Annotated in this window: 16 protein-coding genes and 1 pseudogene; 13 read left to right on the top strand and 4 right to left on the bottom strand. The window is 75.1% G+C overall.

The features are described 5' to 3' along the window. Positions 1-100: 100 nt before the first annotated feature. Positions 101-1,162 (top strand): cell division protein ZapE, encoded by a 1,062-nt coding sequence (gene zapE / locus IF83_RS0113310; RefSeq protein ID WP_030544358.1) that lies wholly within the window; start codon positions 101-103, stop codon positions 1,160-1,162. 170 nt (positions 1,163-1,332) lie between these two features. Here zapE and IF83_RS0113305 read toward each other — a convergent pair whose 3' ends face one another. Further along, a complete protein-coding gene (locus IF83_RS0113305; protein ID WP_030544357.1) occupies positions 1,333-2,007 on the bottom strand; it encodes an AIM24 family protein in 675 nt (224 codons plus the stop codon). 81 nt (positions 2,008-2,088) lie between these two features. On the opposite strand from IF83_RS0113305, the gene IF83_RS0113300 reads away from it, so the two are divergent. The 3 genes and pseudogenes from IF83_RS0113300 to IF83_RS35450 all read left to right on the top strand — a co-directional run. Then, positions 2,089-2,922 (top strand): peptidyl-tRNA hydrolase, encoded by an 834-nt coding sequence (locus IF83_RS0113300; protein WP_078843444.1) that lies wholly within the window; start codon positions 2,089-2,091, stop codon positions 2,920-2,922. A gap of 573 nt (positions 2,923-3,495) precedes the next feature. Continuing rightward, entirely contained in the window at positions 3,496-4,323 is an 828-nt protein-coding gene (locus tag IF83_RS0113295) for a DUF4142 domain-containing protein (protein ID WP_030544355.1), read from the top strand. A gap of 387 nt (positions 4,324-4,710) precedes the next feature. Continuing rightward, a pseudogene (locus IF83_RS35450) lies at positions 4,711-5,559 on the top strand (MbnB/TglH/ChrH family RiPP precursor modification enzyme); the annotation flags it as partial. 1,277 nt (positions 5,560-6,836) lie between these two features. Here IF83_RS35450 and hemQ read toward each other — a convergent pair. Together hemQ and hemG are read right to left on the bottom strand one after the other, a co-directional pair. After that, positions 6,837-7,550 carry a hydrogen peroxide-dependent heme synthase gene (hemQ, locus tag IF83_RS0113285; protein WP_030544353.1) on the bottom strand — a complete coding sequence of 238 codons (714 nt, stop codon included), beginning with the start codon at positions 7,548-7,550 and terminating at the stop codon, positions 6,837-6,839. A 5-nt stretch (positions 7,551-7,555) separates the two neighbouring features. Next, positions 7,556-9,079, bottom strand: a complete 1,524-nt coding sequence (gene hemG, locus IF83_RS0113280; protein WP_030544352.1) for a protoporphyrinogen oxidase — start codon at positions 9,077-9,079, stop codon at positions 7,556-7,558. A 285-nt stretch (positions 9,080-9,364) separates the two neighbouring features. Between hemG and IF83_RS0113275 the strand changes: the two genes are divergently transcribed. The 3 genes from IF83_RS0113275 to IF83_RS0113265 all read left to right on the top strand — a co-directional run bounded on the left by IF83_RS0113275 (position 9,365) and on the right by IF83_RS0113265 (position 13,844). After that, positions 9,365-10,471 carry a DUF4349 domain-containing protein gene (locus IF83_RS0113275; RefSeq protein ID WP_078843443.1) on the top strand — a complete coding sequence of 369 codons (1,107 nt, stop codon included), beginning with the start codon at positions 9,365-9,367 and terminating at the stop codon, positions 10,469-10,471. Positions 10,472-10,966: 495 nt separating this feature from the next. Beyond that, positions 10,967-12,364: an FAD-dependent oxidoreductase gene (locus IF83_RS0113270; protein ID WP_030544350.1), complete on the top strand. Its 1,398-nt coding sequence runs from the start codon at positions 10,967-10,969 to the stop codon at positions 12,362-12,364. Between the two features lie 280 nt (positions 12,365-12,644). Next, positions 12,645-13,844: a membrane protein gene (locus IF83_RS0113265; RefSeq protein ID WP_030544349.1), complete on the top strand. Its 1,200-nt coding sequence runs from the start codon at positions 12,645-12,647 to the stop codon at positions 13,842-13,844. Between the two features lie 322 nt (positions 13,845-14,166). Here the strand turns inward: IF83_RS0113265 and hemE are convergent, their stop codons facing one another. After that, the gene (hemE, locus tag IF83_RS0113260) at positions 14,167-15,219 is read right to left on the bottom strand and encodes a uroporphyrinogen decarboxylase (protein ID WP_030544348.1); all 1,053 of its coding nucleotides are present in this window, start codon (positions 15,217-15,219) and stop codon (positions 14,167-14,169) included. Positions 15,220-15,421: 202 nt separating this feature from the next. Between hemE and IF83_RS0113255 the strand changes: the two genes are divergently transcribed. The 6 genes from IF83_RS0113255 to IF83_RS0113230 all read left to right on the top strand — a co-directional run bounded on the left by IF83_RS0113255 (position 15,422) and on the right by IF83_RS0113230 (position 23,906). Then, positions 15,422-16,063, top strand: a complete 642-nt coding sequence (locus IF83_RS0113255; RefSeq protein WP_030544347.1) for a DUF3000 domain-containing protein — start codon at positions 15,422-15,424, stop codon at positions 16,061-16,063. A 500-nt stretch (positions 16,064-16,563) separates the two neighbouring features. Beyond that, positions 16,564-17,226 carry a response regulator transcription factor gene (locus tag IF83_RS0113250; RefSeq protein WP_030544346.1) on the top strand — a complete coding sequence of 221 codons (663 nt, stop codon included), beginning with the start codon at positions 16,564-16,566 and terminating at the stop codon, positions 17,224-17,226. Between the two features lie 92 nt (positions 17,227-17,318). Further along, a complete protein-coding gene (locus IF83_RS0113245) occupies positions 17,319-18,602 on the top strand; it encodes a ribonuclease D (protein WP_030544345.1) in 1,284 nt (427 codons plus the stop codon). A 238-nt stretch (positions 18,603-18,840) separates the two neighbouring features. After that, on the top strand, positions 18,841-20,061 hold the full coding sequence (locus tag IF83_RS0113240; RefSeq protein WP_030544344.1) for a thiolase family protein: 1,221 nt from the start codon (positions 18,841-18,843) through the stop codon (positions 20,059-20,061). Then, positions 20,058-22,187, top strand: a complete 2,130-nt coding sequence (locus IF83_RS0113235; protein WP_030544343.1) for a 3-hydroxyacyl-CoA dehydrogenase NAD-binding domain-containing protein — start codon at positions 20,058-20,060, stop codon at positions 22,185-22,187. The genes IF83_RS0113240 and IF83_RS0113235 overlap by 4 nt, the downstream gene beginning before the upstream one ends. Positions 22,188-22,775: 588 nt before the next feature. Next, on the top strand, positions 22,776-23,906 hold the full coding sequence (locus IF83_RS0113230; RefSeq protein WP_030544342.1) for an LCP family protein: 1,131 nt from the start codon (positions 22,776-22,778) through the stop codon (positions 23,904-23,906). Positions 23,907-24,013 lie beyond the last annotated feature (107 nt).

Raw genomic sequence — 24,013 nt, 5'->3', positions numbered from 1 at the left:
TGCCCCGGCGGCCGGTGTGCGCGGGATCACGGTCCGCGGCCGGACGCATGTCCGGTTAGGCTGGGGTGCTGTGCACTCTTCCTCCGCCGCCCCGAGCCCGATGACCGACGTCACGGAGGCTCCGCTGTCGCTCTGCGCCCGTGATCCGCAGGTGCCCGCCGAGCGCCTGGTCGCGGAGATGGTGCCGCCGCCCCGTTTCCGGGACGCCCGCTTCGAGACGTACATCCCGGACCCGGCGCAGCCCAGCCAGGCGGAGGCCGTCCAGGTGCTGAGCGGCTTCGCCGCCGGGCTCGGCGGCGAGGGGGCCGCGGGCGGCGGGAAGCGCCGCTGGTTCGCCCGGAAGCCGGCCGCCCCGGCGGGCCCGCGCGGGGTGTACCTCGACGGCGGCTACGGCGTCGGCAAGACCCATCTGCTCGCCTCGCTGTGGCATGCCACGCCGGCCCCGCCGGAGCGGAAGGCGTTCGGCACCTTCGTGGAGCTGACCAATCTGGTCGGCGCGCTCGGCTTCCAGCAGACCGTGCGGACGCTCGGCGACCACCGGCTGCTGTGCATCGACGAGTTCGAGCTGGACGACCCGGGCGACACCGTGCTCGTGTCCACGCTGCTCGGCAAGCTGGTGGACGCCGGCGTCGGGCTCGCCGCCACCTCGAACACCCTGCCGGGCAAGCTCGGCGAGGGCCGGTTCGCCGCCCAGGACTTCCTCCGTGAGATCCAGGGCCTCTCCGCGCACTTCCGGCCGCTGCGGATCGACGGTGAGGACTACCGTCACCGCGGTCTGCCGGAGGCGCCGCCGCCCTTCGCCGGCGAGGAGGTCGAGCGGGCCGCGCACCGCACCCCGGGCGCCTCGCTCGACGCCTTCCCCGACCTGCTGGAGCACCTCTCCCGGATCCACCCCAGCCGCTACGGAGCGCTGACGGACGAGCTCCGCGCCGTCTGTCTGACCGATGTGCGGCCGGTTCCGGACCAGTCCACGGCCCTGCGCCTGGTCGTGCTGGCGGACCGGCTGTACGACCGCGAGATACCCGTGCTCGCCTCGGGTGTGCCCTTCGACCAGCTGTTCGGCGAGGACATGCTCAAGGGTGGCTACCGCAAGAAGTACTTCCGGGCGATATCCCGGCTCACCGCACTCGCCCGGGACGCGAAGCCGCTCGCGGAGGCTTAGCCGGACGGCGGAGGCGCAGCCGGACGGCGGAGGCGCAGCCGGACGGCGGAGGCGCAGCCGGACGGCGGAGCGCGGGAAGCGCCGCCGGCGCCGTGTCCGGGGCCCCGCAGGCTTCCCCACCACGGCCCCTTTGCCGCTCCGCCCTCTGCCGCTCCGCACGCCGGCCCGCGTCAGTTCGAGGCCGGTACCGGTTTCGCCTCGCTCGGCCGGACGATGACGAACCCGTCCCCCTCCAGCCGGAGCTGCACCGCCTCCCCCGAGCCGCCGCGGATCATCGAACCGACGCTCTGCGAACGGTGCAGGGAGGTCGCGAGATGCGCGCTCCAGCCGACGACCGCGTCGGTGTCGACGAAGACGGGGACCTGCGGCGAGACGGGGATGACGATGGGATCGCCCTCGCAGATCACCGCGAGCCGGCCCTGGCCGCTGAAGACGCTGTTGAACAGCCCGCCCCCGGCCATCCCCGCGCCCTTGACAACCTTGATCTCGTAGCCGAGCCCGGCGTCGAAGCAGAGGACGTTGCGGCCGTTGACGGTGAGGCTGTCGCCGGGGACGAAGTCGATGATGAAACAGTTGGCCGCCTCGTGGGCGAACCACGCCTCGCCCTGGCCGCGGACGGCCATCAGGGCCAGCCCCTCGCCCGTGACGGCGCGCTTGAGGAAGTTCCCCACGCCCTGGCCCTGTTTCTCGAACCGGAGATTGCCGCGGAAGGCGATCATCGAGCCCTGGCGGGCGTAACACTCGCCGTTCACCACATATTTGACCGCCTTGGAGTTCTGCAGCACCATCCCCGGCGCGGTGGGTGGCTGAACCATGTTCTCGGAGGCGAAGAGATCGCTGCGCATGGGGCAATGCTGTCCCGGAATGCAACATTCCGCCAAGGAGGTCCCGCGGATACGGGCCACTCCGGCTGGCAGACTGACCGGATGACCTCCGCCGACACCGACACCGACACCGAATCCGGCACCAGCACCGGCACTGGCACCGGCACTGGCACCGACACCGGCACCAACTCCGGTGCCGGCGCCGGCCCCGGAGCGGACCGCGGCAGCCACGCGGACACCGCCGCGTTCCGGCACAGTGCCCCGGAACGGGACGCCGCACCACAGTTCGTCCTGCCCCTGGTGGTCCGGATCGAGAAGGCCGCCCCGCCGTCGCGCACGGACGCGCTGGAGACCGCGGCACGGGCGGTGCTCGTGCTGCTGTCGGACGAGCGGGCGGCGGACCCGGACGGCGCCTGGTACCGGGCCGTCCGCTCCTGGCAGGACGCCCGGATCCGCAAGGTGGTGCGCAGGGCGCGCGGCGCGGAGTGGCGGCGCGCGGCGGCCCTGCCGGGCATCACCGTCACCGGCGGCTCGGCCGAGGTGCGGGTGTACCCGCCGGTCCCGGTCGACGGCTGGCCGAAGGAACTGGTGAAGCTCCAGGTGTCCGGTACGGAGCTGGCCGACCCCGTACCGCCGCCCGCACCGGCGTCCGGCCGCCCCGTGCTGTGGCTCAGCCCGGAGCTGGAGATGTCGGCGGGCAAGGCGATGGCACAGGCGGGGCACGGCGCCCAGCTGGCGTGGCTGCGCCTGCCGCCCGCCGAGCGGTCGGCGTGGCGCGCGGCCGGCTTCCCGCTCGCCGTACGGACCGCGGACCGGGCGCGCTGGGCGCGACTCACCCGGAGCGGGCTGCCGTTGGTCCGGGACGCGGGCTTCACGGAGATCGCGCCCGGCTCCTGCACGGTCGTCGCGGAACACCCGGCGCTGAAGGCGCGCTGAGGGACCGCTGAGCGAGCCGCGCCCCGGAGCACGTCCCGTGCCCGGCGGCGCGCTCGGCTCGCGCGTGCGTCCCGCGGGTCCGGCTTGCGCGTACGTCCCGCGGGTCCGGCTTGCAGGTCCGGCTTGCGGGTCCGGCTTGCGCTCGGCTCGCGCGTGCGGGCCGGAACGGCGCGTCCGGCCGAGCGTGCCCCCGGACCCTGCCGGGAACCGAGACGGCCCGGACCGTACCGGGCCGGAGCACGTCCGGAAGCCGCGCGGAACCGGCCCGCACCCCGGGGCGGGCCCGGCCCGGAAAGCGTGCCCGGGCGCGCCCGCGTTGGGTGGTGTCCGCTCGCGCCCGGTGGTGAGGACCCCGAGGGGATCGCGCGCCGCGTTGAACACCTCCCGCGCCCCGTACGTATCGATGCCTGACGCCACCGGCGCGGGCCCCGCCCGGCCGGCGGCAGACCCAACCGGCTTGACCAACCGCTCAGTCCACGCTGGTCCGGCACGGCCCGCCGCGCATCGCGGCGGCGGGACGGGCCGGCCCCGCTCCTCGCTCCCTGCGAGTGCGCCGCCATGGCAGGAGATACTTTGCGACGCATCAACGGAACCGCCGCCATTCTCGTGGCGATCGCCGCGACCATCGGTGCGCTGATCTACCCGATCTGGAGTTACGAGGACCGGTCCGGCACCGGCCTCGCAAGCCTCCAGGCACAGACCGTGTCCACCAAGTGGGGGCCGATGACGGCCATCGACCGGGACTTCCTGGTGAAGGTCAGGCTGGCCGGCCTGTGGGAGCTGCCCGCCGGCCGGCAGGCCATGGAGCGGGCCCCCAACCAGGCCATCCGCGACGCCGGCGACCACCTCGTCGTCGGCCACGCGGACCTGGACCGGCGGGCCCGGGACATCGCCGCCAAGCTCGGCGTGGAGCTGCCGAACGAGCCGACCGACCAGCAGAAGGGCTGGCTTCGGGAGATGACCGAGGCCCAGGGCGAGGACTACCAGCGGAAGTTCGCCAACATCCTGCGGACGGCCCACGGCAAGGTGTTCGGACTCATCGGCCAGGTGCGGCACACCACCCGCAACGAGCTGATCCGCGATCTCGCGGACGCGGCCAACATCACCGTGCTCGACCACATCACCATGCTGGAGAACACCGGGATGGTGGACTTCGACACCATCGCCGCCGAGGAGGCCGCGGCCGCCACGCAGAAGCCGGCTCCCCCGCCGCCGCCCCCGTCGACGTCCTCCGTGATCGGCTCCCCGGTGCCGGTCGTCACACCTCCGGGCGCCACGTCCCTGCCGTCCGCCGCGCCGGAGACCACCGGCCCGCCGAACGACGCGGTCGAGCCCACCCCGCAGCCCACGGGTGACCAGCCGGCACCCGGCGCCGGCGCCCCGGCCGGCTCCGCCCCGTAACGGGCCGAGACGAGCCGGGAGCCGAGACGGGCACGCGGTCGGCAAGGGCGGCCGACCGCGGTGCCGGGGCGGAGGGATGGTCCCCAACCACCCACCAGACCATTCCTCCGCCCCACTTCCCCCGCTCCCCACCGCCCGCTCTTCCCATTGCCCGCTTTCCGTCCCGCCCCGGCTCTCCGCCCCGGTGGTCCGTCCCGCACCGGCCGGCCCCGGGGCTTACGGTTTCCGGGGCTGCCGGCCTCCGTCCCGGCCGCTGATCGGCACGGCTCCACCGCGATAGCTCAAATCAACCTCTGGAACGGGCCCTCCCGCGGTTCGACGGCTCCGGCGCGGGCCATGTCTCTCCCGGAGGGGGCCGGTACGCGGACGAGGGGGGATCACCGGATCATGGCGCGACTGGGACTGGGGACGGGAATCGGCTGGCGGCCCGAGATCGCCCGCCACATCGAGGAGTTGCCGGGCCTGGACTGGGTCGAGGTGGTGGCGGAGAACATCTGCCCCGGACACCTCCCCGACTCCCTGCTCCGGCTCCGCGAGCGCGGTACGGCGGTCGTTCCGCACGGTGTCTCGCTCGGCCTCGGCGGTCCCGAACGGCCGGATCCGGGCCGGCTCGCCGCTCTCGCCGAGCGCGCCGGGGCCCTGGGCGCCCCGCTCGTCACCGAGCACATCGCCTTCGTCCGCGCGGGCGGGCCGCTCACCGCCTCGCCCCGGCTGGAGGCCGGTCATCTGCTGCCGGTGCCGCGCACCCGCGACGCACTCGACGTGCTCTGCGAGAACGTACGGATCGCGCAGGACGCGCTGCCGGTGCCGCTGGCCCTGGAGAACATCGCCGCGCTGATCTCGTGGCCCGGCGAAGAACTGACGGAAGGACAGTTCCTCACCGAGCTGGTGGAGCGCACCGGCGTGGGTCTGCTGATCGACGTCGCCAATCTGCACACGAACGCCGTCAACCGGGGCGAGGATCCGTCCGCGGTCCTCGACACCCTGCCGTGGCAGGCCCTGGCCTACGTCCACGTCGCGGGAGGCGTCGAACGGGACGGCGTCTGGCACGACAGCCACGCCCACCCGGTCACCGGCCCGGTGCTCGACGTCCTGGCGGAGCTGTGCGCCCGGACGGAGCCGCCGGGCGTCCTCCTGGAACGGGACGAGGACTTCCCCGCCCCGGCAGAACTGGCGGGCGAACTGGACGCCATCCGCGCCGTGCTGACGGCCGCCCGCGCCGCCCGCACGGCCCGCACCGGCCGCACCGGCCGCACCGGGGTCCGAGCGCCGGCCGTGCGGAACGCGGCCTCCCCGCCGGACAGCGGCACGAACGTGGACGCGGGCGCGAACACGGGAGTGAACGGAGGCGCGCACACGGCCGCGGACGCTGACGCGGACCGGGCGACTCCGGTGGTCCCCGCCGAGACTGTCACCGCTGCCGCGGAAGCGGCGGGCCTCGCCGCCTCCGTGGCGGCGGGCGCGGCGGCCGCCACGGGGGACGCCCGGCGGGCGGACACGGCCCCGCCGTCCGCGACGAACGACCGGCGCCCAGCCACCCGTTCGGGGACCTCCACCGGGACGGACGACGCCACCGGTTCAGGTACCACCGCCAGTGCGGCCGGCACCACTGGGACAGGCACCGCCACCACTTCGGGCACCACCGCCAGGACAGGGACCACCGCCGGTTCGGCCACCTCCGCCGGGACAGGCACCACCAGCGCAACCACCGGTGCGCCCACCACCGGTGCGGGCGCGACCACCAGTGCGGCCGTCCCCGCCGGAACGGGGACCACGGCCCCCTCCCCGGGCGGCCGCAGCGCCCCGACCGCGACGGACGCCGCGCGGCTGCGGCTGGCCGTGGCGCAGACGGCGCTGCTGTCGTCCCTCGTCGCCGGAACCCCCGCGCCCGACGGTTTCGACCGGACACGGCTGGGCGTGCAGAGCCGGGCGCTGGTCCGGAAGCGGGCCGGTGTGATCGCCAAGGTGGCGCCCGAGCTGCCGCGGATCCTGGGCCCGCGGTTCCGCGCGGAGTTCGCGGGCTACGCCCGGAACCGGCCGATCACCGGCGGCTACCGGCAGGACGCGCTGAGCTTCGCGGAGCACGTCCTCGGCCCGGCCGGCCCCCGCCTGGAACCGGCGGTGCGACGGCGGCTCGACCGATGGTGGCGTGAGCGTTCCCGCCCGTCACCGCCGCTCCGACACCGGATCGCCGGCCTGCTCCGCGCCGGCCTCCGCAGGGCGCCGGGCCGCCCGGAACCCCAGACGCCGCAGCCCGGCGAAAGAGGACGGCAGGGCTGACGGGCCTGCGCAGCGCCCGGCGGGACCGGGAAGACGCACCACCACCCGACCCGGCCCACCCGGCCCGGGCCCGCCCGCCGGGCGGTGCCGCTCCGCACCGCACCGTGACCCGACGGGTGCGGCGTGCGGCGGACGGCCGGCGCGTCGGCCAGTCCCCGCCCCTCGGGCCGGGCACAGCATGCGCAGGGCCCGGCGCGGAACGCTCAGGTTGGGCCCGGCCCCGACCGGCCGGCTCAGGCCAGGCCGGCGACCAGTTCGGAGACCGGCTTGCGGCGCCCGGTGTAGAAGGGGATCTCCTCCCGGACGTGCATCCGCGCCTCGGAGCCGCGCAGGTGCCGCATGAGGTCGACGATGCGGTAGAGCTCGTCGGCCTCGAAGGCGAGGATCCACTCGTAGTCGCCCAGCGAGAACGAGGGCACCGTGTTGGCCCGGACGTCCGGGAAGCCGCGCGCCATCTTGCCGTGGTCGGCGAGCATCCGGCGGCGGTCCTCGTCCGGCAGCAGGTACCAGTCGTAGCTGCGCACGAAGGGGTACACGCTGACGTACTGGCGCGGCTCCTCGTCGGCCAGGAACGCCGGGATGTGCGACTTGTTGAACTCGGCGGGGCGGTGCAGCGCCATGTTCGACCACACGGGCTCCAGCGCGCGGCCGAGCCTCGTCCGGCGGAAGAGGTTGTACGCCTCCTGGAGGGCGTCGGCCGTCTCCGAGTGCCACCAGATCATGAGATCGGCGTCGGCGCGCAGGCCGGACACGTCGTAGGTGCCGCGTACGACGACGTCCTTGGCGGCGAGCTGAGCGAAGAGCTCGTCCACCTCTTCCGCGTAGCCGCCGCGGTCCTCCGGGAGCACGTCCCGCAGCCGGAAGACCGACCAGAGGGTGTAGCGGATGACCTCGTTGAGGTCCTTGGCCTTCTTGCCGGCGTTCGGGGTCTTCTCAGGAGCAGTCATAACCCTTATTCTCCTCCGCCCTCCGCGGCGCGCCGCGTCAGGGTGTCCAGTACGGCGCCGGCCGCGCCGGCCGCGCTCGCGATGCAGGCCGGGATGCCCACGCCGTCGTACGCCGCCCCGCAGAGCCGCAGGGTGGGCAGGCCCGCCAGCCGCTCGCGGACGCGGGCGACCCGGTCCGGGTGGCCCACCGGGTACTGCGGCAGTCCGTCCGTCCAGCGGGTGACGCGGGTGGCGACGGGGCGGGCGCGGAGCCCGACGGCCTCGCCCAGGTCCCGGAGCGACACCTCGACGAGGCCGGCGTCGTCGCGCTTCAGTTCGGCCTCCTCTCCGAACCGGCCGACGGAGGTGCGGATCACGAAGAGGTCCGGGGCGGCGGCGTCGATCCAGCCCCACTTGCGGCTGGCGAAGGTGGCCGCCTTGATGGTGTGCCCGTCCACGGGCGGCACCAGGAAGCCGCTGCCCTCGGGGACCGGCGTCAGCTCGGCGCGGCGGAACACCATGCTGACCAGGGCCATGGACGCGTACTCGACCGCCGCCAGCTCGGCGGCCGCGGCCGGGGCCTCGGCGGTGAGCAGCCGCGCGGCGACGGGGGCGGGCACGGCCAGCACCACGGCGTCGGCCTCGATCACCCGCCGCCCCGGCCCGGACACGCCGGAGCCGGCGGCGGCCGCCGCCCCGGGCCGGCCCGCCGCGGCGGCCGCCGCCGGCTCCGCGCCCGGCCCCTCGACGGCCAGCCGCCAGCCCTCGCCCGTGCGCCGCAGTTCCGTCACGGACGCCCCGGTCGCGACCTCCGCGCCCGCCGCCCGGCAGGCCTCGGCCACGGCCGGGGGCAGCGTGCCGACGCCTCCGTCGAGGCCCATGAAGACCGGTCCCGGGTCCGGCTGCCCGGCGGCACGCCGCTGCATCTCGCGCACCCCCTCGGTCAGCGACCGCCCCTCGCGCGCCAGCCGGTACAGCTGCGGTACCGCGGCGCGCAGCGAGATGCGGTAGGAGTCACCGGCGTAGACCCCGCCGAGCAGCGGCTCGACGAGCCGGTCCACGACCTCGCGGCCGAGCCGGTCCGCGAGGTATCCGCCGACGGCCACGTCCTCGCCCTCACCGATGCCGTCGGGCGGCAGCTCCGGCTCGCGCGCTATCCGGGCCAGCCCCTCCTCCGAGATCACCCCGGAGGCCGCCAGCGCCTCGACGTCGCCCGGTACGCCCATGACGTGCCCCTTGGGCATCGGGCGCAGCGCGCCCCGCGTCCAGAGCGTGGCCGAGGCGGTGGTGGGCGGCTGGAGCCGGCCGGACAGGCCCACGGAGCGGGCCAGGTCCACGGCTTCCGGGCGCCGGGCGAGCATCGATTCCGCGCCGAAGTCGACGGGTACGCCCGCGAGTTCACCGGCGAGCAGCTTTCCGCCGACCCGCGGGGAGGCTTCGAGGACCGTGACCCGGGCGCCGCCCGCGAGCAGCCGGTGCGCGGCCGCCAGTCCGGAGACACCGCCTCCGACGACGACGACATGGCCTGCGGATGCGTGCGTCTCACTCATGCCGTCCACTCTCTCAGAGCCCGGCCCGGCGGGCGCCAGGGTCCAATGGCCCCTCCGGGTCCCCGGCCCGTCCCGGGTCTCCGCCGCGTCCGCCGCGTTCCCGTCCGGTCCCTCCGCCGGTCCCTCCGCCGGCTCCTCCGCCGGCCTCGGCCCGGTCCCCCGCCGGCCCCCCCGGTATCTCCCCGGTACCTCTCCGTGACCGCATCGGGACCGCACAACGGCAACCCGGCGCCCTCCTCCCCCGTCAAACGGGCGACATCACCGAACTTCCCGGGGGGACGAGCGATGACAAGTCCGACGCACCACATACCGGAGAGCCGCGCCGGAGGCCGCCGGCGCGGCCGGAACCACTACCGCGGGCCGGCCCGCACGGCCGCGGCGGCCGTTCTGCTCACCGCCCTGCTCGGCGCCGCGGGATGCGGCAGCAGCGGCGGCGCCGACGGCAAGTCGGCCGCGGAGGCACCCGCGTCACAGGAGGACCGGGGCGGCGGCGGCAGCGCGGCGGACGGCCCCGCCGTCGGCGACGCCGGGACGGACGGCCGCGCCGCACAGCCGGGCGGCACGCGGGAGGGGACCGGCCCGGCCTCGCCGGGAGACGCGGCCCGGGTGCCGAAGTCCTTCCCCGCGCACGTCATCCGTACGGCGACGCTCACCGTCCGGGTGAAGGACGTGCCGTCCGCGCTCGACACGGCCCGTACGGCGGTGGAGAACGCGGGCGGTTATGTCGGCGACGAGACGACGGACCGCGACTCCGACGGCCGCGAACGGTCGCGCCTGGTGCTCCGGGTCCCCCAGGAGGAGTACGGGGACCTGCTGGAGGAACTGGCCGGCACGGGCAAGCTCATCGAACGCAAGGTCGAGGCGCAGGACGTGACCGACCAGGTCGTCGACGTCGAGAGCCGCGTCAAGTCGCAGCGCGCGAGCGTCGCACGGGTGCGCGAGCTGATGGACCGCGCGGACAAGCTCAGCGACATCGTCACACTGGAAGGCGAACTGAGCACGCGCCAGAGCGCGTTGGAGGCGCTGCTCGCGCAGCAGGCGTCGCTGAAGGAGCGCACGGCGATGGCCACCGTCACGCTGAGTCTCACCGAGACGGCGCGGGCGGAGAAGAAGCCCGACGACGACGAAACCTCCTTCACCGACGCCCTGGCGGGCGGCTGGAACGCCATGATCACGGCTCTGCGGTGGCTGGCCGTGGTGGTGGGCGCCGTCCTCCCGTTTGCCGTGGCCCTGGCCGTGATCCTGGTGCTGGTCCGGCTGGCCGGGCGGCTGCTCCCGGACCGCGCGGGGCGGAGGCGCGGCACGGCGGAGCCCGCCGCGGCCGCGCCGCCGGCCGGGGGCACGGTCCCGGCTCCCCGGCCGGAACCGTCGGACCCGGCCCGGGAGGAGTAGAACCCGGGCCCGGGGGCGGCGGCCACGGCGGGCCCGCGTGCCGCCCCCCGGGCCCTTCCCGGACGCCCCCGGCCCGGCACTCCCGGAAAGGGCCGGGGAGACCACCGCGTGGGGCCGGGTCGGCCGAGGGGCGCGGTCACGCCGTGGCGGTGCGGTCGCCGGGGCGGGTGGGGCACGGTGGTGGGTGCCGCAGCGCCACCCGGCCCCGTCACGTGGCCGGGTGCCGTCGCGCCGCCGGATGCCGTCACATCGCCGGTGGCCGGCAGCAGGCCCGTACGCCGGCAGCCACCGCGAGCGCGCACAAGCGCCCGGAGGGAGCACCTGCCGCCCCGGCGCGGACCGGGTGACCGCACGCCCGGTCCGCGCCCCCGCGCCGAGCACCGGGAGCGGGGGGACGGCGCGAGGACCCGCGCGGCCCGCATCCATCCGGCGCCCGCCGGGCAGTCGCCCTACCGTGGGGGACGGAACGCGGAAGCCCGGGCGAAAGGACACCGCATGGCGGCGCGGCGGATGCTCATCATCGGCGGGGACGCGGCCGGCATGTCCGCCGCGTCGCAGGCACGCAGGCTGAAGGGCCCGGAGGAGCTGGAGATCGTCGCGTTCGAGCGCGGCCACTTCACGTCGTACTCCGCCTGCGGCATCCCGTACTGGGTCGGCGGCGTGGTCGACGGGCCGGACGCCCTGGTGGCCCGGACCGCCGACGGGCACCGGGCCCGCGGCATCGACGTCCGGCTGCGCACCGAGGTCACCGCGATCGACACCGCGGCGCAGCGGGTGCTGGTGCGCGACCTGGAGCGCCCGGGGACGGACGGCGAGCGCTGGGAGGGGTACGACGAGCTGGTCGTCGCCACCGGCGCCCGCCCCCTGCGGCCGGACATCCCCGGCATCGACGCGCCCGGTGTGCACGGCGTGCAGAACCTCGACGACGGCCGGGCGCTGCACGAGGCGCTCGGCAAGGACCCCGAAGGGCTGCGCGCCGTGGTCGTCGGCGCCGGCTACATCGGCGTGGAGATGGCCGAGGCCCTGGTGCGCCGGGGCTGCCGGGTCACCGTGCTGGAGCAGGCCGAGCAGCCCATGTCGACGCTCGACCCGGACATGGGACGGATCGTCCACGAGGCGATGTGCGAGCTGGGCATCGACACCGTGACCGGCGCGGAGGTGACGGAGGTGCTCACCGGGGACGGCGGCCGGGCCGCCGGCGTCCGCACCCGCGAGGGCGAGTATCCGGCCGATCTCGTCGTCCTGGGCCTCGGCGTGCGGCCCGAGACGGGGCCGGCCCGGGAGGCGGGGCTCCCGCTCGGCGCGTCCGGCGGACTCCTGACGGATCTCGCGATGCGGGTGCGCGGCGAGGAGAACATCTGGGCGGGCGGCGACTGCGTGGAAGTCCTCGATCTGGTGTCCGGACGGACCCGGCACATCGCCCTCGGCACCCACGCCAACAAGCACGGGCAGGTGATCGGCACCAACATCGGCGGCGGCTACGCGACGTTCCCCGGCGTGGTCGGCACGGCGGTCAGCAAGGTCTGCGATCTGGAGATCGCCCGGACCGGGCTGCTGGAGGCGCAGGCCCGGCAGGTCGGGCTGGACTTCGTCACGGTGACCATCGAGTCGACGAGCCGGTCGGGCTACTACCCCGGCGCCCGCCCGATGACGGTCAAGATGCTGGCCGAGCGGCGCACGGGACGGCTGCTCGGCGTGCAGATCGTCGGGCGCGAGGGGGCCGGCAAGCGGGTCGACGTGGCGGCGGTCGCGCTGACCGCGGGCATGACGGTGGAGCAGATGACGGCACTCGACCTGGGGTACGCGCCCCCGTTCTCCCCGGTCTGGGACCCGGTGCTGGTCGCCGCCCGCAAGGCGACGGCGGCGGTGGCCGCCGACGTCCGGGCCCACTGACGGCACCCGCGGTCGTGCCGGCACGACCGCGTCCGCCGGCCTGCCAACACCGAGCGGCACGGCCGCACCGGGCAGGGTGACCGCACCGGGCGGCGCTCCGGCACCCGCCGCCGCTCCTGCCCCCACCGCCGTGACCCACCCGCCGCAGCCACCGCACCGCCGGCGTGGCCGGGCCCCTCGGCCGCCCCCGGCCCCCCGGTGATCTCCCCGGCCCCTCCCGGGAGTTCCGGGCCGAGGGCCCCCGGCGTGCCGGGGTCGCGGCTCGGTGATAATCGCCCCCATGCCCGAACGCACTCACGCACCACCGGCACCGGTCGCCCGCCCCGGAGCACTCCTCCTCCGCGAGCGCGCCGAGGCCGCGCTGCGGGACGCCGCACCCGCGATCCTGGCCTACGCGGCGGTGCGGCTCACGGGTCTGCTGCTGCTCGCCGTACCGGCGGCGGCCACCGGCCGGGACGTCCTCGGCCTGCTCAGCAGACGCTGGGACGCCGTCTGGTACACCAGGGTCGCCGAGCACGGCTACGGCTTCGAGATCGCGACCCCGGACGGCGTCCACTCCAGTCTCGCCTTCTTCCCCCTGCTGCCCGCCCTGGAGCGGGTCCTGGCGCCACTGACCCCGTTCGAGGCGCCCGTGGCCGGCCTGCTGGTCAGCTGGCTCGCCTCACTCGCCGCCGCCTGGGGCATCTACGCGGTCGGCGCCCTGCTCCGCGGCCCCGCCACCGGGATCGTGCTCGCGGCGCTGTGGGGCGCGTACCCGACCGGTTTCGTGCAGTCGATGGCCTACACCGAGACGCTGTTCACGGCCTTCGCCGCCTGGTCCCTGTACGCCGTGCTGACCGGCCGCTGGCAGGCGGCGGGGGCCCTGGCCGTGCCGGCGGGGCTGACCCGCCCGACGGCGGCGGCGCTCATCGCGGCCGTGGCCGTCCCGGCGCTCCTGGTCCTCGTCCGCGACTGGCGGGCCGGCGCCCCGCCGGCCGTCCTGCTGCGCGCGCACCGGCCGATGCTGCTCGGCGTGCTCCTGGCCCCGCTGGGCTGGCTCTCCTACCTGCTGTTCGTGGCGGCCCGCGAGGACGACCTGTTCGGCTACTTCGCGGTGCAGGCCGCGTGGGGCAACGGCTTCGACGGCGGCCGGGCCCTCGCGGTCTTCGTCCTGAGGACGCTGGGGTCGAACACTCTCGCGGGGCTCGCTCTGTGCGCGGCCCTCGCGCTCGTGTGCCGGCTGCTGTGGCTGTGTGTCCGGCAGCGTCAGCCGCTGCCGCTGCTGGTGTACTCGTTCGCCGTCGTCGCGGTCTCGCTGGCCGGCTCCGGCTACTTCGGCTCCCGGCCCCGGCTGATCATGCCGGCGTTCCCGCTGCTGCTGCCGGTGGCCGTGGTGGTGGCCCGGCAGCGGCCGGCGCGGGCCGCGCTGATCTGCGCCGTCGCGGCCGTGGCCTCGGGGGTGTACGGAGCCGTCACCCTGCTGGGCCCGGGCCCGCCCTGAGCGCGGCCGGGCGCCGGACCGCGCGCCCGGCTCCGGCGGGGCGACCGCGCGACGCGGCACGACGCCGTGGTGGAGGCGGCACCCGGGCCGTCGCGCTCCGGGCGGTCCCCCGGCTCCGCGATCCCGGGCACCCTGCCGGAGGGTCTACATCCCTCCCGCAGGGCTGTGCGGAGCCGCGCAGCGCATCACGCACCGCCGCCCGACGGCGCGGCCGGGGATCCCGCAGGGCCGCACCGGCCGGCACCACCGTCATCCGTCCACCGTCATCCGTACGCCGTCACCCGCGCCGTCCATCGCGCCGGCGCCCGCGGGCCGTATCCGCTCAGCGGGCGCTGCGGCTGTGGACGTACTCCACGAGCCGGGTCAGTGCGTCCGGGTCGGTCGAGGGGAGCACCCCGTGCCCGAGGTTGAATACGTGCCCGGGCAGGTCCCGCGCCGCGTCCAGCACCTCGCCGGCCTTGGTCTCCACGACCTCCCGCGGGGCGAACAGCACCGCCGGGTCGAGGTTGCCCTGCAGGGCCTTGCCGGGACCGACGCGGCGCGCCGCCTCGTCCATCGGGACCCGCCAGTCCACGCCCACCACGTCGGCACCGGCCTCGCCCATCAGACCGAGCAGTTCGCCCGTGCCCACCCCGAAGTGGATCCGCGGCACACCGTGGCGGGCGACGACGTCGAACACCTTGGCCGAGGCGGGCATCACCGAGCGCCGGTAGTCGGCGGGGGCGAGCGCGCCCACCCAGGAGTCGAAAAGCTGTACGGCGGAGGCACCCGCCTCGATCTGCACGTCGAGGAAGGCGGCGGTGATGTCCGCCAGCCGGTCCAGCAGATCCGCCCAGAGCTCCGGGTCGCCGTACATGAGCGCCTTGGTGTGCTCGTGATTGCGGGACGGGCCGCCCTCCACCAGGTAGCTCGCCAGCGTGAACGGGGCACCGGCGAAGCCGATCAGGGGGGTGCCACCGAGTTCGCCGGTGAGCATGCCGACGGCCTCGGTCACGTAACGGACGTCGTCCGGCTCCAACGGGCGCAGCCGCGCGAGGTCGGCGCGGGTCCGGATCGGCTGCTCGACGACGGGGCCTACCCCGGGCTTGATGTCGAGGTCGATGCCGATGGCCTTGAGCGGCACGACGATGTCGCTGAAGTAGATGGCCGCGTCGACCTTGTGCCGGCGGACCGGCTGGAGGGTGATCTCGGTGACCAGGTCCGGGCGCATGCAGGAGTCGAGCATCGCGATGCCCTCGCGGACCTTGAGGTACTCCGGCAGCGACCGCCCCGCCTGGCGCATGAACCACACCGGGGTGTGCGGGACCGGCTCGCGCCGGCAGGCCCTCAGGAAGGCCGAGTCGGCGGTCTTGCCGCTGTGCTGCGGGCTCGTCATCGGGCCTCCCCGGCTGCGGCGGCACGGAGAGTCCGGGAGGGGATCTCCCCGGCTCGGACGGAGCGAGGAGCTTGCGGAACGTCGTTGGCACTCACCCCCGAATCTTCGCACGCGGGCACCCGCCCGGATCCGCCCGCCCGCCTTTGCCCCCACCCGGGTGTCCTCCGTGGCTGCGGGGCCCGTTCCGCCTAGTCTTCCCGGCATGGCTGCGGCTCAGGGACATCTTGCGGACGGTCCGGACGACGGGGGCGGGGACGAGGCGCCGGCCGCGTTCCGGAACGCGGTCGAAGGGCTGCGCGGCGCGCGCCTGCGCCCCGAACTGGAGATCGCAGCGACCCGCGCTCCGGCCCGGCTCGCCCCGCACGCGTACGCGCTGGAGGCGGCGGTCGTCCAGGACGACGAGGACCTCGCCGACGGCCGCCTCATCCTGCTGCACGACCCGGCCGGGCACGAGGCCTGGCAGGGCACCTTCCGCCTGGTGACCCTGGTCCGGGCCGAGCTGGAGCCGGAGATGGCCGGTGACCCGCTGCTCCCGGAGGTGTGCTGGTCCTGGCTGACCGGCGCGTTCGAGGCCCGAGGTGTCTCCCACGCCGAGCTGAGCGGGACGGTGACCCTGGCGGGCTCGCACTACTTCGGCGGCCTCGGCGACCGCCCCCCGGCCACCCAGATCGAGATCCGCGCCTCCTGGACACCGCGCGAGGGCCGCGACGGCGTACCGGACACGGCCGCCCACCTCACCGCCTGGTGCGAACTGCTCTGCCAGATCGGCGGCCTGCCGCCCACGGGCGGCGTGGACGCGGCCGTGGTGACCCTGCCGCAGCGCCGCGGCCCCCGCGCCCGCTGACCCGCGTCCCGTCCGTCGTGTCCCGGCCCGGAGATCCTCCGGTTCCGACCCCGCCGGCCGCGCCGCGCCGCCGGGGCAGGCGCCGGAGGAACGCTGACGGCGGCGAGACCCCGGGCGGCCGGAAACGGCAGCCTCTTCGGCGCCGTACCCCGGTGCGCCTCCGGGCCCGGCGGGCCGCCGGTGCCGGCGGAGCCGAGCGGGGGCGCCCGCTTCTGCGGCGGCGCTGGCCCGCACGCACGGGCAGACCGGCGCACCCCGCCGGGACGGGCACTCACCCGGCCCGGAAAGGCCTTACGGGCCGCGCGGGGCAGCCGTTCTCCGGCCGTTCCATGATCGAGCAATCGTCCGAATTGCCCGAATTGTTACTCACTAAATCGTGATCATTCGCTAAAGACTCCCCCGAATGCTGCCGAAGGACCAGGTGTCCCCCACGGGACGAAGCCCCCGGCTCACCCCCCCATACCGAGCCCTTCCCCCGCACTCCCCCAGCAGGAGGCCTGGTGTCCGTTCTTCTCGAGCAGCCCGCAAGCCTGGTCGCCTACCGTCCGAACAAGCCGACGGCCATGGTCGTCGTCGCCGACCCCCGTGTCCGCTCCACCGTCACCCGCCATCTCTGGGCGCTCGGAGTCCGGGACGTCATCGAGGCCTCCTCGATCGCGGAGGCCCGCCCGCGGGTCGCCAACCCCCGCGACATCTGCGTGGCCGACGTCCACCTCCCCGACGGCTCCGGTCTCACCCTGCTCTCCGAGACCCGCGCCGCGGGCTGGCCCAACGGCCTCGCCCTCTCCGCCGCCGACGACATCGGCGCCGTCCGCAACGCCCTCGCCGGGGGCGTCAAGGGTTACGTCGTCACCGGCACCCGCACCAACCTCGGCATCCCGGGCCGCCCCGGCGCCGTGCCCGTCGGCGCCGCGGCGGCGCGCATGCACCGCCGCCCGCCCGGCGCCCCCGGTCACCCGGGCGGTTACCGGGAGCTGTCCGGCCGCGAGGTCGAGGTGCTCCGGCTCGTCGCCGAGGGCCAGTCCAACAAGGCGATCGGCGTCTCCATGGGGCTGTCCGCCCTGACCGTCAAGAGCCACCTCGCCCGGATCGCGCGCAAGCTGGGCACCGGCGACCGCGCCGGCATGGTGGCCGTCGCCCTGCGCACCGGCATCATCCACTGACCCCCCTTCGCCCCCGCCTCCCGGCCCCGCCCGCGCCCGCCGACGGAACGTTCCGTCGGCGGGCGTCCGCCACTCATGGATACCCTGGTCCGGTGACCGACGCCCAAGAGACCGCAGAAGACCGCACACTGCGCATTCCCGGGGGCGCTCCCCCGGATGTTCCCGTCCACGACGCGCCGGTTCCGCTACTGGACCCCCGCGAGGGCATCCCCCCGGTGACCGCCGACCCCGGAGAGCTGGAGCGGGTGGCGGCCGCCTTCGCCGCGGGCACCGGCCCCGTCGCCGTCGACGCCGAGCGCGCCTCGGGCTACCGCTACGGACAGCGCGCCTATCTCGTCCAGCTGCGCCGCGAGGGGGCCGGGAGCGCCCTGATCGACCCCGTCGGCTGCCCCGATCTCTCCCTGCTCGGCGACGCCCTCGCCGGTACCGAATGGGTGCTGCACGCCGCGAGCCAGGACCTCCCCTGCCTGCGGGAGATAGGCATGCGGCCGGCCCGGCTGTTCGACACCGAGCTGGCCGGGCGCCTCGCCGGGTTCGCGCGCGTGGGCCTCGGGGCCATGGTGGAGAAGGTGCTCGGCTTCGCCCTGGAGAAGGGCCACTCGGCCGTCGACTGGTCGACCCGCCCGCTGCCCGAGCCCTGGCTGCGGTACGCCGCGCTCGACGTCGAACTGCTGGTGGACCTGCGGGACGCGCTGGAGGAGGAGCTGGACCGGCAGGGCAAGCTCGGCTGGGCCCGCCAGGAGTTCGACGCCATCGCCGCCGCGCCCCCGCCCCCGCCGCGCAAGGACCCCTGGCGCCGCACCTCCGGCATGCACAAGGTGCGCCGGCGCCGTCAGATGGCCGTCGTCCGGGAGCTCTGGACGGCCCGGGACCGGATCGCGCAGCGCCGTGACGTGTCGCCCGGCAAGGTGCTGAGTGACGCCGCCATCGTCGAGGCCGCCCTCGCCCTGCCGCAGAACGCGCAGGCGCTCGCCGTCCTCCCGGGCTTCGGGCACCGGATGGGGCGCAAGCAGCTGGAGCAGTGGCAGGCCGCCGTCGACCGGGCCCGCGCACTGCCCGAGTCCGAGCTGCCGCAGCCCGGCCAGGCCGTGACCGGACCGCCGCCGCCGCGCTCCTGGGCCGACAAGGACCCGGCCGCCGCGGCGCGACTGTCGGCGGCGCGGGCGGCGGTGACCGCGCTCGCGGAGAGCCTGAACCTCCCGCAGGAGAACCTGATCACCCCGGACACGGTGCGCCGGATCTGCTGGGAGCCGCCGGCCGAGCCGACCCCGGAGGCGGTCGCCGGGGCGCTCGCCGGGCACGGTGCGCGGCCCTGGCAGATCGAGCTGACCGCGCCGCTGCTGGCGGGCGCGCTGTCGGCCGCACCGCCGGAGTAGCAGGCCACGCGGGCTCCGCGGCGTGTCCCGCCCGGGGCCCGGCCGCCAGGCGGCAGGCCGTCGGACGGCGCGCGAGGGCCGGGCCCGGCGTGTGATCTCCGCCGCTCCGGCGGACAGGGGTGGGCAGCTTGGTTACCCGCAAGTAGCATGGCGGGAGTCCGCCGTCTCCGCACGGCGGTGTGAGCCGCCGTCGCAGGCAGCCCCGCAGTGCCCGTTACGCATCAGGAGGAGAGCCAACGTGCCTCGTACCGCTAGGGATGTCGTCTTCGTCGACGGCGTCCGCACCCCGTTCGGCAAGGCGGGCCCGAAGGGCATCTACCACGAGACCCGGGCCGACGATCTCGTCGTCAAGTGCATCCGGGAGCTGCTGCGCCGCAACCCGGACCTGCCGCCGGAGCGCGTCGACGAGGTCGCCCTCGCCGCCACCACGCAGATCGGCGACCAGGGCCTGACCCTCGGCCGCACCGCCGCCCTGCTGTCCGGGCTGCCCCAGTCGGTGCCCGGCTACTCGATCGACCGGATGTGCGCCGGCGCGATGACCGCCGTCACCACGACCGCGGGCGGCATCGCCTTCGGCGGGTACGACATCGCGATCGCGGGCGGTGTCGAGCACATGGGCCGCCACCCGATGGGTGAGGGCGTCGACCCCAACCCGCGCTTCGTCTCCGAGAAGATCGTCGACCAGTCCGCCATGTTCATGGGCATGACGGCCGAGAACCTGCACGACCGGCTGCCGCACATCACCAAGCAGCGCGCCGACGAGTACGCGGCCCGCAGCCAGGAGAAGGCCGCCAAGGCCTACGCCGACGGCAACATCCAGGCCGACCTGGTGCCCGTCTCCGTGCGCCGCACCAACGCCGAGGCCGGCGAGACCGGCTGGGGCCTGGCGACGCAGGACGAGCCGATGCGGCCGGGCACCACCGTCGAGATGCTGGCGGGCCTCAAGACCCCGTTCCGCCCGCACGGCCGGGTGACCGCGGGCAACGCCGCCGGTCTCAACGACGGCGCCACCGCCTCCGTGATCGCCGCCGAGGACGTCGCGCGCGAGCTGGGCCTGCCGGTCAAGATGCGCATGGTGTCGTACTCCTTCGCGGGCGTGGAGCCCGAGGTCATGGGCATCGGCCCGGTGCCCGCCACCGAGAAGGCGCTGGCCAAGGCCGGGCTGTCGATCGGTGACATCGGCCTGTTCGAGATCAACGAGGCCTTCGCGGTGCAGGTGCTCTCGCTCCTGGACCACTACGGCATCGCGGACGACGACCCGCGCGTCAACCAGTACGGCGGCGCCATCGCCTTCGGCCACCCGCTGGCCTCCTCCGGCGTCCGGCTGATGACGCAGCTCGCCCGCCAGTTCGAGCAGCAGCCGCACGTCCGCTACGGCCTGACCACCATGTGCGTCGGCTTCGGCATGGGCGGCACCGTGATCTGGGAGAACCCGCACTTCGACGGAGGCAACAAGTGAGCACGACCGCTGAACTGCTCAAGGGAGCGGCCGAGCTGTTCCCCGACGAGGTCGTGACGCAGGCGCACGTGCGCCACCTCGACCTCCCCCAGGGCGCCGGGCGCTTCGCGCTCATCACCCTGGACAACGGCCTGGACCACACCAAGCCGACCACCATCGGCCCGCAGTCGCTGGCGAACCTCAACGCCGCCCTCGACCAGGTCGAGAAGGAGGCCGCCGCCGGCGAGATCAAGGGCGTCGGTGTCACCGGCAAGCCGTTCATCTTCGCCGTCGGCGCCGACCTCAAGGGCGTCGAGCTGCTGAAGCGCCGGGAGGACGCGCTCGCCATCGGCAAGGGCGGCCACGACGTCTTCAAGCGGCTCTCCGGCCTCTCCGTCCCCACCTTCGCCTACTACAACGGCGCCTCGATGGGCGGCGGTGTCGAGATCGGGCTGCACTGCTCGTACCGCACCGTCTCCACCGCCATCCCGGCCTTCTCCCTCCCCGAGGTCTTCCTCGGGCTGGTCCCGGGCTGGGGCGGCTGCGCGCTGCTGCCGAACCTCATCGGCGCCGACCGCGCGGTCAAGGTGATCATCGAGAACTCGATGAACCAGAACAAGCAGCTCAAGGGCAAGCAGGTCTACGAGCTCGGGATCGCCGACGCGCTCTTCGAGGGCGCGGACTTCCTGGAGCAGTCGCTGATCTGGACCGCGTCCGTGCTGAACGGTGAGCTGGAGGTCGCCCGGCCGGACGTCGACCGCGGCGAGGCCTGGGACCAGGCCGTCGCGCGGGGCAAGGCCTTCGCCGACGGCAAGGTGCACGGCGCGGCCCCGGCCGCGTACCGCGCGCTGGACATCATCGCCCGGGCGAAGGACGGCGACCTGGCCGCCGGCTTCGACGCCGAGGACGAGGCCCTCGCCGACCTCATCATGGGCGGCGAGCTGCGCAGCGGCATCTACGCCTTCAACCTGGTGCAGAAGCGCGCCAAGCGCCCGGCCGGCGCCCCGGACAAGTCGCTGGCCCGCCCGGTCTCCAAGGTCGGCGTGGTCGGCGCGGGCCTGATGGCCTCGCAGCTGGCGCTGCTGTTCGCCCGCCGTCTGGAGGTGCCGGTCGTGCTGACCGACATCGACCAGGCCCGGGTCGACAAGGGCGTGGGCTACGTCCACGAGGAGATCGACAAGCTGCTGCTCAAGGGCCGCGTCAACCAGGACAAGGCGAACCGCCTCAAGGCCCTGGTCACCGGCTCCCTGGACAAGGCCGCCGCCTTCGGCGACGCGGACTTCGTCATCGAGGCCGTCTTCGAGGAGATGGGCGTCAAGCAGCAGGTGTTCGCCGAGGTCGAGGCGGTCGTCCCGGAGACCGCGATCCTCGCCACCAACACCTCCTCGCTCTCCGTCAGCGAGATGGCGTCGAAGCTGAAGAACCCGGAGCGGGTCGTCGGCTTCCACTTCTTCAACCCGGTCGCCGTGCTGCCGCTGCTGGAGATCGTCCGCGGCGAGCGCACCGACGACGCCTCGCTGGCCACGGCCTTCGCCGTCGCCAAGAAGCTGAAGAAGACCGCGGTGCTGGTGAAGGACGCCCCGGCGTTCGTCGTCAACCGCATCCTCACCCGCTTCATGGGCGAGATCCAGAACGTCATCGACGAGGGCACGCCGGTCGAGACCGCGGAGAAGGCCATCGAGCCGCTCGGTCTGCCGATGTCCCCGCTGGTGCTGCTGGAGCTGGTCGGCCCGGCGATCGGCCTGCACGTCTCCGAGACGCTGAACCGCGCCTTCCCGGAGCGGTTCACGGTCTCCGGGAACCTGGCCGCCGTCGTCAAGGCCGGCAAGCGCGGCTTCTACGTGTACGACTCCGGCAAGCCGGAGCTGGACCCGGAGGTCGCCGCGCTGCTGAAGCAGGGCGACACCGTCCTCACCGAGGAGCAGGTCCGCGACCGGGTGCTGGACGCCGTCGCGCAGGAGATCGGCCTGATGCTGGAGGAGGGTGTCGTCGCCGAGGCGCAGGACATCGACCTCTGCCTGATCACCGGCGCCGGCTGGCCCTTCCACCTGGGCGGCATCACGCCGTACCTGGACCGGGAAGGCGTGTCGGAGCGGGTCAACGGCAAGCGGTTCCTGGCCCCGGGCGTCGCGAGCGTCCCGGCGTGACGCGGTGACGCGGTGACGCGGTGACGCGCCAGGGTGCGTGAGCGGCGGGCCGGGCAGGAGGATCCCCTTCTGCCCGGCCCGTTCGCCGTGGTGGCCGCTCATCCAGGGGGCGGCGGCCGGCGGCCGGGAAGGATGGCTCGGGAAACGGCTCGGGGCGCACGACTCGGGCCGGGCGGCCTCTCCGGCGACCCGTGTGATGCCCTCTCCAGCGACCCGCGTGAGGGCCCGTCCGGGCGGCCCGGCCCGTTCGCCGTGGTGACCGCTCTTCGGGGCGCGGCGGTGGACGGCCGGTGGCTCAGCCCGACGGGCTGCTCGGGCGTGCGGCTCGGGCGAGTTGCTCGGGCCAGCGATGGGGCTGGCCGCTCGGCGGTCTTCCGACGGCCCGCGTGAGGGCCCGTCCGGGCGGCCCGGCCCACAGCCCGTCCACCAGCCCGGCCGACCGCGGCCCGTGAGAACTGGGGTTCCTGGGGCGGGAGTTGCGCATATGCTGCCCAGCAGCAGAACCATCCGCTCCGGGCCGGCCGCCTCCCCCCACCCGACCCACCCGCCCCCGTCCCCGGGGCGTCGTATCGGAGGAGGCCCCCGGCCATGTCCCACACCACCCCGGACCCCGGCGCGCAGCACGCGGACGGCGCGGACGGCCCGCCCGCCCGGCCCGGTGACGGGGAGAAACCGGGACGCGGGCCGCGGAGCGGGCGCCGGCTCCGGCCCGCCGTCCTCATCCCGCTGATCCTGCTGGCCCTTCTGCTCGCCCTGGGCGGCACCGCCTGGTGGCTGTACCGGGACCTCGACGGCAATCTGGCCAACGTCGACATCGACAAGGCGCTCGGTGACGACCGTCCGGAGAAGCTGCCGACGAGCGGCCGCAACATCCTCGTGCTCGGCTCCGACTCACGGGCCGGGGAGAACGCCGCCCTCGACGCGGGCAAGGCGCCCGGGGCCCGCTCCGACACCGCTCTCGTCGTCCACATACCCGAGGGGCGGAGCCGGGCCACGGCGGTGAGCATCCCCCGCGACACCCTGGTGACCCGCCCCGCGTGCGAGCAGTCCTCCGGGCGAACGCTCCCCGAGGCCGGCCGCGTGATGTTCAACTCGGTCTACGCCCAGGCCGGGCCGGCCTGTGTGGTGAAAACGGTCGAGCGGATGTCCGGGATCCGCATGGACCACTACGTGGAGATCGACTTCGCCGGATTCCGGGACCTCGTGGACGCCCTGGGCGGCGTCACGATCACCACGGACCGCGCCATCGACGACAAGGCGACCGGCCTCCGGCTCGCCGCGGGCACCCATCGGCTGGACGGCGAGGAGGCGCTGCGGTTCGTCCGCACCCGGCACGGCGTCGGGGACGGCAGCGACCTCGGTCGCATCGGGCTGCAGCAGCAGTTCCTGATGGCGTTGCTCACCGAGATCAAGCGGCAGGAGATCCTGACCAGTCCGGCCAAGCTCTACAAGATCGCGGACGCGGCAACGGCCTCCCTCACCACGGACGCCGCCATCGGCTCCCTGAGCGGCCTCGCCGACTTCGGCCGGAGCCTGAAGGGCATCGACCCGGCCGCCATGGAGACGATCACCCTGCCCGTGGCCCGGGACGAACGGGATCCCAACCGCGTGGTGCCCGTCCAGCCCCGGGCGGACGAGCTGTGGAAGGCCCTGCGGACCGGCGCGGCCGTACCGGAGTCCGCCAAGGGCTCCCCCGCCACCGGGAGTCCGACGGGCTGAGCCGTTCGCCCCGCGCGCCCGCGCGGCGGCAGCGTGCGCTCACGGTCCGGGCGCCTCGGCTCCTCCGGACCGAGCACCGTACCCGGCTCCCCACGGACGGCCGGTAC

It is taken from the genome of Streptomyces albus subsp. albus, assembly GCF_000719865.1.
GTDB classification, from domain to species: Bacteria; Actinomycetota; Actinomycetes; order Streptomycetales; family Streptomycetaceae; genus Streptomyces; species Streptomyces albus_E.
The sequence above is the reverse complement of the archived record's forward strand: the minus strand, read 5'-3'. Positions and strand labels throughout refer to the sequence as shown.